Origin of the sequence: Gilliamella sp. B2824 (assembly GCF_026536245.1) — a bacterium.
Lineage (GTDB): Bacteria > Pseudomonadota > Gammaproteobacteria > Enterobacterales > Orbaceae > Gilliamella.
In genome coordinates this window covers 1-15326 of sequence record NZ_JAFNON010000017.1, presented here as the reverse complement: position 1 = coordinate 15326, position 15326 = coordinate 1, and the positions used below count along the sequence as shown (strand labels likewise).

At 37.5% G+C, this 15326-nt stretch carries 11 protein-coding genes; 10 read left to right on the top strand and 1 reads right to left on the bottom strand.

The features are described 5' to 3' along the window. Nucleotides 1-558: 558 nt before the first annotated feature. From ybaL to J3U56_RS11575, 6 genes are all read left to right on the top strand, one after another. Nucleotides 559-2358, top strand: a complete 1800-nt coding sequence (ybaL, locus tag J3U56_RS11600) for a YbaL family putative K(+) efflux transporter (protein ID WP_416379744.1) — start codon at nt 559-561, stop codon at nt 2356-2358. A 178-nt stretch (nt 2359-2536) separates the two neighbouring features. Next, the gene (locus tag J3U56_RS11595; protein ID WP_065633271.1) at nt 2537-3847 is read left to right on the top strand and encodes an NCS2 family permease; all 1311 of its coding nucleotides are present in this window, start codon (nt 2537-2539) and stop codon (nt 3845-3847) included. 312 nt (nt 3848-4159) lie between these two features. Further along, nucleotides 4160-5479, top strand: coding sequence for a xylose isomerase (xylA, locus tag J3U56_RS11590; RefSeq protein WP_267367817.1), 1320 nt, complete (start codon nt 4160-4162; stop codon nt 5477-5479). Nucleotides 5480-5549: 70 nt separating this feature from the next. Then, nucleotides 5550-7007, top strand: coding sequence for a xylulokinase (gene xylB / locus J3U56_RS11585; RefSeq protein WP_267367815.1), 1458 nt, complete (start codon nt 5550-5552; stop codon nt 7005-7007). A gap of 405 nt (nt 7008-7412) precedes the next feature. Further along, entirely contained in the window at nt 7413-9059 is a 1647-nt protein-coding gene (locus J3U56_RS11580; protein ID WP_267367813.1) for a family 43 glycosylhydrolase, read from the top strand. Between the two features lie 15 nt (nt 9060-9074). Next, nucleotides 9075-10313, top strand: a complete 1239-nt coding sequence (locus J3U56_RS11575; RefSeq protein WP_065633267.1) for an MFS transporter — start codon at nt 9075-9077, stop codon at nt 10311-10313. Between the two features lie 87 nt (nt 10314-10400). Here J3U56_RS11575 and J3U56_RS11570 read toward each other — a convergent pair whose 3' ends face one another. Beyond that, complete coding sequence (locus J3U56_RS11570; RefSeq protein ID WP_267349125.1) at nt 10401-11585, bottom strand: XylR family transcriptional regulator; 1185 nt, start codon at nt 11583-11585, stop codon at nt 10401-10403. 432 nt (nt 11586-12017) lie between these two features. On the opposite strand from J3U56_RS11570, the gene rpsL reads away from it, so the two are divergent. From rpsL to J3U56_RS11550, 4 genes are all read left to right on the top strand, one after another. Beyond that, nucleotides 12018-12392: a 30S ribosomal protein S12 gene (gene rpsL, locus J3U56_RS11565; RefSeq protein WP_034883792.1), complete on the top strand. Its 375-nt coding sequence runs from the start codon at nt 12018-12020 to the stop codon at nt 12390-12392. A gap of 99 nt (nt 12393-12491) precedes the next feature. Further along, nucleotides 12492-12962: a 30S ribosomal protein S7 gene (gene rpsG, locus J3U56_RS11560; RefSeq protein WP_065633265.1), complete on the top strand. Its 471-nt coding sequence runs from the start codon at nt 12492-12494 to the stop codon at nt 12960-12962. A gap of 108 nt (nt 12963-13070) precedes the next feature. Further along, complete coding sequence (gene fusA, locus J3U56_RS11555) at nt 13071-15173, top strand: elongation factor G (protein ID WP_065633264.1); 2103 nt, start codon at nt 13071-13073, stop codon at nt 15171-15173. Nucleotides 15174-15241: 68 nt separating this feature from the next. Next, on the top strand, nt 15242-15326 hold an 85-nt coding region (locus J3U56_RS11550), incomplete at its 3' end, for a GTP-binding protein (protein ID WP_010312103.1).

The window sequence follows — 15326 nt, the reverse complement described above, 5'->3', positions numbered from 1 at the left end:
ACACTGAACAAACCGACATAACACAATTAGCATAAAATGAGTTAGCCCACCTAAGTGGGCTAAAACTAAGTTAACTCCTCATGAAAGTGCACTTGTTACCTATCGAACCAATCACAAATGGTTTGGTCCCCTACCAAAGCAAGACTCAATCCCCCTTTTTTAAAGCGATTGAAACGACCAAAGTAGACAGTCACCGTATTCTTAAGGTTAAAATGACACTGAACAAACCGGCATAACACAGTTAGCATAAAATGCATTAGCCCACCTAAGTGGGCTAAAACTAAGTTAACTCTTGATTAAAAAGCGCCGTTTGTTTATCCAATCAAAGCTACATTGTTTAACTGTCCGACTTAAAGCATAAAATAGTTAAATTGCCGATTTTATTTGAGAGCAAGTATTCCTATCAAAGAACAGTAAATAAAGCTTAAACCAAACTATTTACCTGTTACAGTGATTGGTGAATAACTGTATCTATTAATTCAAAAAATCATCATGTTATGTTAACATTAACACACTCCATACTTTCAAACTCACCCTTTACAAAGCTAGGAGGTATACATGCATGACACCGGGCCTTTACTCATTGCCATCATCGGCGGCATTGTACTTGCCACCCTACTTGGATTACTCGCTAATCGTTTACGTATTTCCCCGCTAGTCGGTTATCTTATTGCCGGTATTATTGTTGGCCCCACAACACCTGGATTTGTTGCAGATACATCAATTGTGCAAGAACTAGCAGAAATTGGCATTATTTTATTAATGTTTGGTGTAGGGTTACACTTTTCATTAAAAGATCTTATGCAAGTAAAAAACATTGCTATTCCCGGTGCAATTGTTCAAATTACCGTTGCCACATTACTTGGAATGGGTATGTCTAGCTTGATTGGATGGCCGATTTTAACGGGATTAGTGTTTGGGCTGTGCTTATCTACTGCAAGTACAGTTGTATTACTCAGAGCCCTAGAAGATCGAAATCTGATAGAGAGTCGTCGCGGTAAAATTGCAGTGGGATGGCTAATTGTGGAAGATTTGGTCATGGTGTTAACGTTAGTATTGCTACCGGCGATTGCTACCATGTTTAGTGATAGCGATAACTATAATACAATCGATATTGTCAAAGAAGTCGCCAAAACTATAGGTCTTGTAATTCTTTTTATCGCTATCATGATTGTAATTGGTCGACGAACAATTCCTTGGCTATTAGCCAAAAGTGCCGCAACAGGTTCTGAAGAGCTGTTCACACTAACCGTACTTGCTATTGCTTTAGGTATTGCTTTAGCAGCAGTACAACTGTTTGGCGCTTCATTTGCATTGGGCGCTTTTTTTGCCGGAATGGTATTAACTGAATCAGATCTCAGCCATCGGGCCGCTAAAAATATCTTGCCATTAAAAGATGCCTTTGCCGTACTATTTTTTGTTTCAGTTGGAATGTTATTCAAACCCCAAATATTACTGATTCATCCTATTGCCGTATTGTCGGTTATTGTAATAATCATTTTAGGCAAATCACTTGCTGCATATTTGATAGTCAGATTATTTGGTTATTCTAAACGCACCGCTTTAACTATTTCAGCAAGTCTGGCGCAAATTGGTGAGTTTGCTTATATTCTTGCGGCATTAGGTATCACTTTACAGATCTTTCCTGATGAAGCGCATAGCCTAATTTTAGCTGGTTCTATCATATCTATTGTGCTAAATCCCTTCATATTTAATTTGCTCGAATACTACTTATCACGCACTGAAAACATTGTTGATAGAATGATTGATCCCATTATTGAAATTAACCAACAAATACCCGAGGTTAAAAACCATGCTATTTTAATTGGCTATGATAGATTAGGTAGTATGATTGCCGAAAAATTAATTGCCCATCACGTGCCGTTTATTGTGATCGAGCCGTCACTAACTTTAGTTGAAAAAATTCGCCATGATGGATTAATTGCGGTATTTGGTAATGCAATAAAGCCGGGGATCCTCAATTTTGCTCATATCAAATCAGCCAAATGGTTAATTATTACCTCGCCAAATGGCTATAAATCAGCAGAAATATCACAACAGGCAAAAACGGTGAATCCTGATTTAGAAATTTATGTACGAGCATTTTACGAAGATGAAATCGAATATATTGAAGAACATGGTGCAACCAAAGTTGTTACCGGTGAAGAAGAGATTGCAAATCACCTTTTACAGTTTCTTAATATTGATAAAGAACATGAAACAAATAATCAATATCAAGTTAGTCAAACCATGTCGATTGATATGGAAACTTCAAATACTAACAATAATTTAAAAGTTAAAATAGATATTCCGGTAAATGCTAATCTTGCCGCAGGAAATGGTAGTCCGATAGAATAACACTTGACCTAAATAAATAACTGGCAATAATAACGCAGTAAAAACTCTGTTTATTGTAAGATGTGGAGCGAATACTTCGCATCTTTTCTATTTTTGGCTTACAAAAATTTTAGATAAACACAGCAAAGACACACTAAATGCACATTGACTATTATCAATCAAAATTAGGCCTTAACTTATGAATTCAATATTCGAAAAAGTATTTCAATTGAAAGAGAAAAAAACCACCATTGGCACCGAAATCATTGCTGGTTGTACCACCTTTCTTACTATGGTTTATATCATCTTTGTTAACCCGTCTATCTTATCTGCAACCGGCATGGATACTTCTGCGGTATTTGTTCTCACCTGTGTGGTGACAGCTGTTGCCACTATTTTAATGGGTTTATTTGCCAATTTACCAATCGCATTAGCCCCCGCGATGGGACTTAACGTTTTTTTTGCTTATGGGATTTGCGGCGCAATGGGCTATTCCTGGCAAATTGGCATGGGCGCGATATTTTGGGGTTCTTTAGTCTTTTTTGCTTTATCACTGTTTAAAGTACGTCATTGGTTAATTGAGCATATTCCACAATGTTTACGAGTAGGAATTAGCGCAGGTATTGGACTATTTATTGCCTTTATGGGCTTCCAAAATATGGGCATAGTCGTGAGTTCACCGGCAACACTCTTAACCATGGGCAATATCTTATCACTCAAAGTCTTATTAGGCTCTCTTGGTTTTTTTATTATTATTATTTTAGCAGCGCGCAATTTTCATGCAGCGGTTTTAATTTCAATATTTGTAGTCACCCTACTGGCGTTATGGCTTGATCCTAATATTACGTATCAAGGTGTAGCGGCAGTGCCACCGAGTGTCGCACCAGTTGTTGGTCATGTCGATCTTGCTGGCTCATTCAACATTGGTATTATGGGTGTGATTTTTTCAGTGATGATTGTTAGCTTATTTGATTCATCAGGCACAATTTTAGCCTTAACCGACAAAGCAGGCATTTCGGACGAAAAAGGACGCTTTCCTAAAATGCGTCAAGCACTATTAATCGATAGCTTTAGCTCATCTCTAGGTGGATTATTTGGTACATCTTCAGTATTAACTTATATTGAAAGTTCTGCGGGTATTTCGGTTGGTGGACGGACTGGCTTAACAGCTGTTGTGGTTGGAATCTTATTCTTACTGATGACATTTTTATCACCGCTTGCACATTTAGTACCAAGTTATGCCACATCTGGCGCACTCATATTTGTCGGTATTTTAATGGTTTCAAGTTTAGTCAAAGTTAACTGGTCTGATTTAACCGATGCAACGCCTGCATTTATTACCGCTTTGATGATGCCTTTTGCCTTTGCAATTACTGAAGGTGTTGCGCTTGGTTTTATCTCCTATGTGGTATTAAAAACCTGTACAGGTAAATTTAAAGAACTCAATCTTTGTGTAATTATTTTTGCATTATTGTTCGCATTAAAATTTATCTTTATTGATCATCACTAATTTAAACAGCTATTGCTACGATTAACACCGTAGTAATAGCTTAGTTATTTACCGACTAATCTTCAAAAATCCGCATTATTCAGTCAAAAAAATCATTCATTACCAAACACGTCACTAGAGTGCTTATAGAGTTTGATCTGCATCACAAAAATAAAAAAACATAAAATAATTACAAAATTTAATAATTGTCGTTAGTTTCAAATTTAATGCATATTGATTACAACGTATTAACACAACTGTGCTTAACACTAAATTAAAACAAGCAAAGATAACTCTCTCATTAACTTATTAGGCATCATTTAGAGGAATATTATGAATCAATATTACGACAAAATAGATAGAATCAACTATGAAGGAACACAATCAGATAATCCTTTTGCATTTCGACATTATGATCCAAACCAGATAATTTTAGGTAAAACAATGGCTGAACATTTACGTTTTTCAATCTGCTATTGGCATACATTTTGTTGGGCAGGTACCGATATGTTTGGTTCTGGTTCGTTTGATTATCCTTGGCAAAAAAGTAGTGATCCTTTAATCAATGCTAAAGCAAAAGCCGAGATTGCTTTTGAGTTTTTCTACAAAATGAATGTTCCTTTTTATGCTTTTCATGACGTGGATGTTTCACCTGAGGGGAGTTCAATTCAAGAATACATCAATAATTTATCCACGATGACTGACATTTTGCTAGAAAAACAACAACAAACGGGCATTAACCTACTTTGGGGTACAGCAAATTGTTTCACTAATCCGAAATATGCAGCGGGTGCAGCAACTAATCCTGATCCAGAAGTTTTTGCTTGTGCTGCAACACAAGTTGTCTATGCGATGAATGCCACACATAAACTTGGTGGACAAAATTATGTGCTATGGGGAGGTCGTGAAGGCTATGAAACACTTTTAAATACCGATCTGCGTAAAGAAAGACAACAACTGGGTAAATTTATGCAATTGGTTGTTGAAAACAAACATAAAATTGGTTTTAAAGGTGCGTTACTAATCGAACCTAAACCTCAAGAACCCACCAAACATCAGTATGATTATGATGTTGCCACTATTTATGGCTTCTTAAAACAATTTGGACTAGAAAACGAGATAAAAGTTAACATCGAAGCTAATCATGCCACTCTTGCTGGTCACTCTTTTCAACATGAAGTTGCCTCAGCTATCTCTCTTGATATTTTTGGTTCGCTTGATGCCAATCGAGGCGATCCACAATTAGGTTGGGATACCGATCAGTTTCCAAATAGTGTCGAAGAAAATACTCTTGTCATGTATGAAATCCTAAAAAGTGGTGGTTTTAAAACAGGCGGTCTAAATTTTGATGCCAAAATTCGCCGTCAAAGCGTTGATAAATACGATGTCTTTTATGGTCATATTGGCGCCATTGATACTATGGCGTTATCATTAAAAAATGCGGCAAAAATGCTCGAAAGCCAAACATTAAGCAAATGTGTTACCAATCGTTATGCTGGTTGGGATAAACAACTGGGTAACGATATATTACAGGGAAAAATGTCATTACAACAAATTGCAGAGTATAGTCTAAAACATAAATTACAACCAAAAACACGTAGTGGAGAGCAAGAAAAACTTGAAAACTTAGTCAATAAGTTCATTTTTGGCTAATTGTTAGGCAACATAAGTTTATTAGGGCTACAAACCCGTAGCCTTAATAAACATTGTAGTGGAGAAATATATGTATATTGGTATTGATTTAGGCACTTCTGGTATAAAAGTCATTCTCATGGATGAACAGCAAAACATTATCGCATCGACAACACAACCTCTTAGCGTGTCTCGCCCTTTTCCGCTTTGGTCAGAACAAGATCCAAATCAATGGTGGCAAGCGACCAATATAGCGATGCGTGAACTTCGTTCACTGCATGATTTACAACACGTTAAAGCGATTGGTTTAAGTGGGCAAATGCATGGCGCAGTATTATTAGATAAACAATTGCAAATTTTAAGACCAGCCATCTTATGGAATGATGGCCGCTGCGATGCCGAGTGTCATCAATTAGAACAGCAAGTCCCGAATTCAAGAAAAATTACCGGTAATTTAATGATGGCTGGCTTTACTGCGCCTAAAATCAAATGGGTTAAAAATCATGAGCCAGACATTTTTGCCAAAATCGATAAAGTACTCCTGCCTAAAGATTATTTACGTCTTAACATTACCGGACAATTGGCATCAGACATGTCAGATTCAGCCGGTACCATGTGGTTAGATGTTGAAAAACGTGATTGGAATGATGATCTATTAGCCGCTTGCGGACTAAGCAGGCATCATATGCCGACGCTATTTGAAGGTAATCAAATCACCGGTTATGTCAACGATAAAGTTGCAAAAAGCTGGGGAATAAATACCATTCCGGTGGTTGCTGGTGGCGGTGATAATGCAGCTGGCGCAATTGGTGTTGGGCTCTATCAATCAGGGCAAGCGATGTTATCACTTGGCACCTCGGGCGTCTACTTTGCTGTCACAGATCATTTTGTTAGTCAACCAGAACAGGCCATTCACAGTTTTTGTCATGCATTACCAGATCGTTGGCATCTTATGTCCGTAATGTTAAGCTGCGCATCTTGTCTTGATTGGGGCTGCCAATTATTATCAATCAAAGATGTACCTACGCTAATTTCATTAATTCAAACCGATCAAACTGATGCTAAACCTCCCGTCCAATTTTTACCTTATTTATCTGGCGAAAGAACGCCACATAATAATCCTGAAGCGAAAGGCGTATTTTTTGGCTTAACTAATCAGCACAACAAAGTAGACTTAGCTAAAGCCATATTGTTAGGTGTCAGTTACGCACTGGCTGACGGTATCGATGTCGTTGCGAAAACCGGTATTTCGCCCGATAAAATAATGGTAATTGGTGGTGGGGCAAAAAGTGCCTACTGGCGACAATTAATCTGTGATATTTCTGGTTATCCTATTGAATATTGTGAAGGCGGTGAAGTCGGCCCGGCATTAGGAGCAGCTAAACTAGCCCAAATTGCTTGCCATCCAGATACCCCTATAAACGAATTATTACCTTCACCTAAAGTAATTCAACTGCATCAACCGAATCGTGACAATTATCAGTTATATCAACAACAACGCGCTGTTTTTAGACAGATTTATCAGCAACTAAAACCACTCATGTGTTAATGATTCATCAAAGGGGAAAGAATCACGTTATCTTCCCCTTTATTTCCACTATCGAAAACCAATCATATCAATACTTAAGTAAATCGCTCTTCCCAATAAAAAGGCGTTAACATAACATTATTGTGTCAATAAACTACCGCTAGCTTGATTGGCGATTGTTACACACCACCTATGCTAAGCAGATCTTTTTTAGAATTAAAAATCTTAATTTACCTGCCAATTTTTTTATATTTTTCAGATTGTGACAAATATCTCATAAACCAAATTTCATAAATTTAAAACCAAATTTGATAATAACAAAATAAACAGAGATAAATTATATTGAAAAGCACGTTTTAATTTATCTGTTATGCAACTTATATTTTTCATTTAGTATCAATAATTTAACGATAAGAGAAAAATAACATGCTAAAAATAAATAATCCCGTTATCCCCGGTATGTCACCCGACCCATCGATTATTCGTGTCGATGATATTTATTACCTTGTAACCTCAACTTTTCATTGGCTACCAGCGATACAAATTTTTAAATCAACTGATTTAGCCAATTGGCAACTTATTGACTATGTGTTTAAACAAGGAGAAATTAATTTATCAGGAACACATACACCAGCAGGAATATGGGCCCCACATTTATCGTACGATGGCATCACCAAAAAATATTGGCTTATTTACTCTCACATGATCAATATGGCCGGACGAGAATTTAATGCCGATACCTATGTAACGTGTGCCAATAATATTCAGGGTCCTTGGTCTGCACCTATCTACATCACCTCAATAGGTTTTGATCCTGCACTGTTTCATGATGAGGATGGTAAACATTATTTAACCATTTTAGAATGGGAAACACGTCAAGGTTATCAAGCACCGGGTCATATCGTAATAGCCGAAATCGATTTAGACCATAAAAAATTAGTAAGCCCTTGGGTTCGCCTTACACAAGGTTTCACCACACGAGGCTGCGCCGAAGCACCACAACTTTATAAAAAACAGGATTATTATTATCTGTTAATCGCAGCTGGAGGGACCGGTTATGCACATGGCATTGAAATTGGGCGTAGTAAAACTATTTTTGGCCCTTACCAACCTCATCCATCATTAGAACCCATTGTGACATCTTCGCCTAATCATCTATTTTCATTGGGCGATCCTGATGCGGGTCATTTTGAAATGTATAATCCTAACTCAATCATGCAAAAAGCTGGACATGGTTCACTAGTTGAGACACAAAATGGCGATTGGTACATTGCTCATCTGATGTCCAGACCGATAAAAAACACATTACTAAATCCACTTGGACGCGAAACTTCAATCCAAAAGATGCAGTGGACTGACGACGGTTGGTTAGTCATGGCTGATGGTTCTAATTTAGCTAAAATGGATTTCGACTCTGAACTACCACTTGGTAAGCCACTCAATCACGATGTGATTGATGAGTTTGATGGATCATATTCATTACGTTTTATGACACCTTATAGAAATCAAACCACTAATTGGGTCAATAGCTATGAACGCACAAGTCATCTCAGAATATATGGGCAAAATTCGCTATTTTCTCAAGTTAATCCGGCTATCATGGCAACAAGGACCACATCGTTTAATTATCATGTTCAAACCAAAGTCGAATTCCAGCCCGAGCATTATTCACAAACGGCAGGCGTTGGGCTTTACTATGATGCCAATAATTGGATTTACTTTCACTTAACCTATAGCGAACAACTAAAAACTACCGTTCTTAGCCTTCTACAAGCAAAGTTAGGCGTTCGAATCGAGTTCACCAATCACCGTGTTGCTATACCTCATGGTGTTGTTGAACTCAAAATAGTCTATCAACAAGGTATTATTGAACTATTTTACAAACGCGATAACGCTTGGCTATCTTTCATGAGTAATTTGGATGTCCTTTACTTATCTGATGAAGGCGTTAATGGCGAGCCGGGTGAAATAGGTGGATTTACTGGCTTATTTAATTTTATTGCCTCTGTCGATAGCTATCAGCATCAATCTTATGCTGACTTTGACTATTACTATGTAATAAATAATGATTGAGATTTAAGGCGATATATTATGAAAATAACGATTCCATTAACTCGACTTATCCCTGGGCTAATCATTGGTCCTGCATCGTGGTTAGGTCCATATATTGCTGCATCAAGTCTCTTTTTACCGGCATTAATTCAACAAATTGATGAAGCCAACAAGATCCATCTATTAGCCCTATTTTCTGCCTGCGGTATGGTGATTGCGGCAATATCCAATATGCTTGCAGGCTATTTATCAGATCGAACACGCTCAAAATTTGGTAATCGCTCACCTTGGATAATTTGTGGTGGCATCGCTTTCATGCTTGCTATGATATTAGCGTCAACGGCTGATAGCATACCTTTTTTACTGGGCTGTTGGTTATTTGGTCAAATCGCATTGAATTTTATTGTTGCGCCCATGGTGGCTTGGATAGATTTTGCCGCTGACGATAGAAAAGGCACCGCATCGAGTGCCTATGGTGGGCTGGGAATGGCACTTGGTAATAATGGCTTTACCATTATTGCTGCAATGTTTTTAGGTAATTTCCGGTTTGGCTTTGTTATCTTTGGTGTGCTGGCATTTATTGGTATATTAATTGCTGTCATCATAGTGCGAGAGCCAGCTAATCTAAATCAAGCAACCACCCATCGTGCAATCAGAAAGCAAAATAGTTTTAGTGGTGCGTTAACAATTTTCCCTAAGTGGTCAATTGGACGAGACTACTACTTAGCGCTAATTGGTAAACTCTTTCAAGGTGTCAGTAATTTTACTATTGCAGGTTACTTATTATATATCATGACCGATTTTATCCACCATGATGCGCAAGCAACCCAAAATTCAATTCAGCTAATTAATTTGATTATGCTTATATTAGGCATTTTAATGGGGTTCATTGCAGGACCAATCTCCGATAAATTAAAAATTCTAAAACTACCTGTTGGACTATCCACCATCTTTTTAGGTATTGGTGCAATAAGCTTATTTATTTATCCAAACCTAAATGGTGTCCTTATTTATGCCTTCACTGCTGGTATTGGTATGGGGATCTGGAATTCACTCGACAATTTATTAAATTTAAAAGTGATTCCCGATAAAAATCGCATAGCATTCTTTTTAGGTATTTACAATCTAGGCAATACTATTACCCAAGCACTAGCGCCAATTATTGCTGCTTTTGTTATTTCAGTATTTGGCTTTTCTGCAATTTTTATCGTTTCATTGATATTTGCAACAATGGGGGGTATAGCTATATTATCGATCGGTTCAGTTAAAAAATAGTCTATTCACACCAGAAAAATTTTGTCAGTAACAAGCAATTTTTTTCTGGTGATAAAGTGATACAACCTAATTTTTATTAACGCGATATCATGATGAAGTTTTATTGACAGCATACTTATTTCTATAATCTTTAGGTGTCATTCCATAAAGCTTTTTGAATAAAAAATAAAAGTATTGTACAGAGGGGTAACCACACTGCTCAGAAATCATTTGAATCGACAGTGAAGATTCAATTAATAGGTATTTGGCTCGATTAAACTTTTCTTCATGAATGACACAATGAATTGTTTTACCTAATGACGCTTTAAAACGAAGTTCTAAGTTTGATCGAGATATTTGCATTTCAGAAATAACTTGCTCAACTTTAATTCCTTTACAAGCATAATCGCGGATATAGTGCATAGCTTGAATTACATATGGATCTTGTATTGATCGGTAATCAGTTGAGCGCCGAGCAATAATTTTTTTAGGTGCTATAAGGAGTGGTTCTGTTGAAATTTTGCCTTTTGCGAACTGTTTATTTAATAAACTTGCCGCATTAAATCCCATCTCTTCAGTCCCTTGCTTGACAGTCGATAACGACACCATCGACAAATTATTGATCACTTCTTCATTATCAATCCCAATCAAACATAACTGTTCAGGTATTTTTATTCCCACCCTATCACAAGCTTGCAAAATATGATGCGCCCTGGCGTCATTGACTGCAATAATGCCTGTATTAATCGGTAAAGTGAGTAACCATTTAGACAGTTTATCTAGGCTTTCTTGCCAATTATCCAGCGAGGTGGTCATACCTTGATATATAACCCCTTGGTAGCCTTTTTGCGCTAAGATCTGCTCAAATATTTTTTCTCTTACTGCTGCCCAGCGGCAATATCGCGTTGTTGGTATACTATAAAAAGCAAATTGATGGATGCCTTTTTCGCATAGATGATTAAACGCACTTTCGATAATGGCATAATTATCAGCTGCCACATAAGGTACGTTTGGATAGCTTACGTGATCATGGTAAGAGCTGCCAACACCAATAATAGGAATGGTTTCTTTAGCCAGCAAATCTTCAATATCCGGATCATCAAAATTGGCAATAATCCCATCACAATCAAAATGAAAAGCGGCTTTTGCATCATAACGCAGGGTTTCTGAAATATAAATATTCCAATGAATATTATGCAATTTCAAATAATCGCCTATGCCCTTTAATATTTGGCGGTCATAAATATTGTTTGCATTAAAGAGTAAAACAACTTTGTAAGATTCGCTTTTCATCGATGTTATTTGATACAGGGTAAATTCAAGATCCAGTATAATATTACCATTTTTTAATGCAAAAATTTGATTAATATAATTTTAATCTTTATCGATAAAACTATGTTAATAATTACACATAAAATACAAGTGTACCTAAACTCAAACTATCAATTACAACTAACTGTATAATAGAGACTATTTTAGTAGCTAAAAATCTTACTAAGATAAAAATAATCCGCCTACCGATGATACTCAACTATACCTAGCTAATATTGATATTAAATATGTGTTAAACCCGACAAACAACTTGTGGTAATACTTGACATTATGCCTGTTGGGGTCTAGAATCTTGCGACCCAAAACTTATATACATAGGTTTTGGTCTACAGTTATTAATTACGTATCTAAAATGCAATTTTAAATTTATTTTAATTAATCAGGAGCTTATTAATGGCAACAATTAATCAGCTGGTACGCAAACCAAGAGCCCTAAAGGAAGCGAAAAGTAACGTTCCTGCCCTTGAAGCATGCCCGCAAAAACGCGGTGTTTGTACACGTGTTTACACAACTACACCGAAAAAACCTAACTCAGCATTACGTAAAGTATGCCGTGTACGTTTAACCAACGGTTTTGAAGTGACTTCTTATATCGGTGGTGAAGGTCATAACTTACAAGAACATAGCGTGATTTTAATCCGCGGTGGTCGTGTTAAAGATTTACCTGGTGTTCGTTATCATACTGTTCGTGGTGCATTAGACTGCGCAGGTGTTAAAGATCGCAAACAAAGCCGTTCTAAATACGGTGTAAAACGACCTAAAGCTTAATGGTACTCCGTTAAGTAAGGCCAAACTATAAAATTCCATTTAACTCATTTGAGTTTTGGGTAAACCTGAAAATTTATAACATATAAACGGAGTATTCCAATGCCACGTCGTCATGTTGTCGGTCAAAGAAAAATTTTACCTGATCCGAAATTCGGTTCAGATTTACTGGCAAAATTTGTCAATATTTTAATGGTAGATGGTAAAAAATCTATCGCAGAATCAATCGTATATTCAGCTCTTGATAAATTAGCTGAGCGTAGTGGAAAAGACCACTTAGCAGCTTTCGAAGTTGCACTAGATAACGTAAGACCAACTGTAGAAGTTAAGTCTCGTCGCGTTGGTGGTTCTACATACCAAGTTCCTGTTGAAGTGCGTCCTGTTCGTCGAAATGCACTTGCAATGCGTTGGATTGTAGATGCTGCACGTAAACGTGGCGATAAATCAATGGCTTTACGCCTAGCGAATGAACTTATGGATGCTTTTGAAAACAAAGGTACCGCTGTGAAAAAACGTGAAGATGTTCATCGTATGGCTGAGGCTAATAGAGCGTTTGCACACTATCGTTGGTAATCAACCACTTATATTAAGTGGCTTGAAAATAGACTGACAGCACATATCTACTGTCAGTCCACCTAAATGATATTTTATTAAGCAAACGATTCTAAATAGAGGATTAATATGGCTCGTACAACCCCTATAGCACGCTACCGCAATATCGGTATCAGTGCACACATTGACGCAGGTAAAACGACAACAACTGAACGTATTTTGTTTTACACTGGTGTAAGTCATAAAATTGGTGAAGTTCATGATGGCGCAGCTACCATGGACTGGATGGAACAAGAACAAGAACGTGGTATTACTATCACGTCAGCGGCGACCACTGCATTCTGGTCTGGTATGGGACAACAATTTGAACCACACCGTATCAATATCATCGACACCCCGGGACACGTTGACTTCACAATCGAAGTTGAACGTTCTATGCGTGTACTTGATGGTGCAGTTATGGTTTACTGTGCGGTTGGTGGTGTTCAACCTCAATCAGAAACAGTATGGCGCCAAGCAAACAAATATAAAGTTCCACGTATCGCATTTGTAAACAAAATGGACCGTATGGGTGCTAACTTCTTACGTGTTGTAGAACAAATCAAAACACGTTTAGCAGCAGTACCTGTTCCATTAGTATTACCAATCGGTGCTGAAGAAGGATTTACTGGTGTAGTTGATTTACTTAAACGTAAAGCAATTAACTGGAACGATGCTGATCAAGGCGTAACATTTACTTATGAAGATGTGCCTGCTGACATGGTTGAGCAAGTCGAAGAATGGCGTGCTAACTTAATGGAAGCTGCAGCTGAAGCAAACGAAGAGTTAATGGAAAAATACCTTGGTGGTGAAGAGTTAACTGAAGAAGAAGTGAAAAAAGCATTACGTGAACGCGTACTTGCTAATGAAATCATCTTAGTAACTTGTGGTAGTGCCTTTAAAAATAAAGGTGTTCAATTCATGCTTGATGCAGTTGTTGAATATTTACCAGCACCGACTGATGTTCCAGCGATTAAAGGTGAATTACCAGATGGTGAACCAGCAGAACGTCATTCAAGTGATGATGAACCATTCTCATCATTAGCATTTAAAATTGCAACTGACCCATTTGTTGGTAACTTAACATTCTTCCGTGTTTACTCTGGTGTGGTTAACTCTGGTGATACTGTTCTTAACTCTGTTAAAGATAAAAAAGAACGCTTTGGTCGTATCGTTCAGATGCACGCTAACAAACGTGAAGAAATCAAAGAAGTTCGCGCTGGTGACATCGCTGCGGCAATCGGTCTTAAAGATGTAACAACAGGTGATACACTATGTGCTGAAAGCGCACCTATCATTCTTGAAAGAATGGAGTTCCCTGAACCCGTTATTTCTGTTGCAGTAGAACCAAAAACTAAAGCTGACCAAGAAAAAATGGGTCTTGCTTTAGGTCGACTAGCACAAGAAGATCCTTCATTCCGTGTACACACTGATGAAGAATCAGGTCAAACCATTATTTCTGGTATGGGTGAACTACACTTAGAAATCATCGTTGACCGTATGAAACGTGAATTTAAAGTGGAAGCAAATGTTGGTAAACCACAAGTTGCTTACCGTGAAACAATTCGCAATGAAGTTGAACAAGAAGGTAAATTTGTTCGTCAGTCTGGTGGTCGTGGTCAATATGGTCATGTATGGTTAAAAATCAAACCATTGGAAGCGGGTGGCGAAGGCTACAAATTCAACAACGAAATTGTTGGTGGTGTGGTTCCTAAAGAATACATCCCAGCAGTTGATAAAGGCTGTCAAGAACAAATGAAAAACGGTGTTCTTGCTGGTTACCCAATTGTTGATGTTGAAGTCACTATCTTTGATGGTTCTTACCATGATGTCGACTCATCAGAAATGGCATTTAAAATTGCCGGTTCAATGGCATTTAAAGAAGGCTTCATGAAAGCTAAACCTGTGCTTTTAGAACCGATTATGAAAGTAGAAGTTGAAACCCCTGAAGATTATATGGGTGACGTTATCGGTGACTTAAACCGTCGTCGTGGTATGATCGAAGGTATGGAAGATACTGCAACTGGTAAAACAGTTAAAGCACAAGTTCCACTTTCAGAAATGTTTGGTTATGCAACAGACCTTCGTTCACAAACACAAGGTCGTGCTTCTTACTCAATGGAGTTCTTGAAGTACAATGAAGCACCAACAAATATTGCAACCGCAATTATTGAAGCTCGTAAAGCGAAATAATTATTTATATAAATAAAGTAACACTTCCCTATTGAATTAGGGAAGTGGTTAAATAAAGGAACATTAAGATGTCTAAAGAAAAATTTGAACGTACAAAACCCCACGTTAACGTTGGTACAATCGGCCACGTTGACCATGGTAAAACAACTTTAA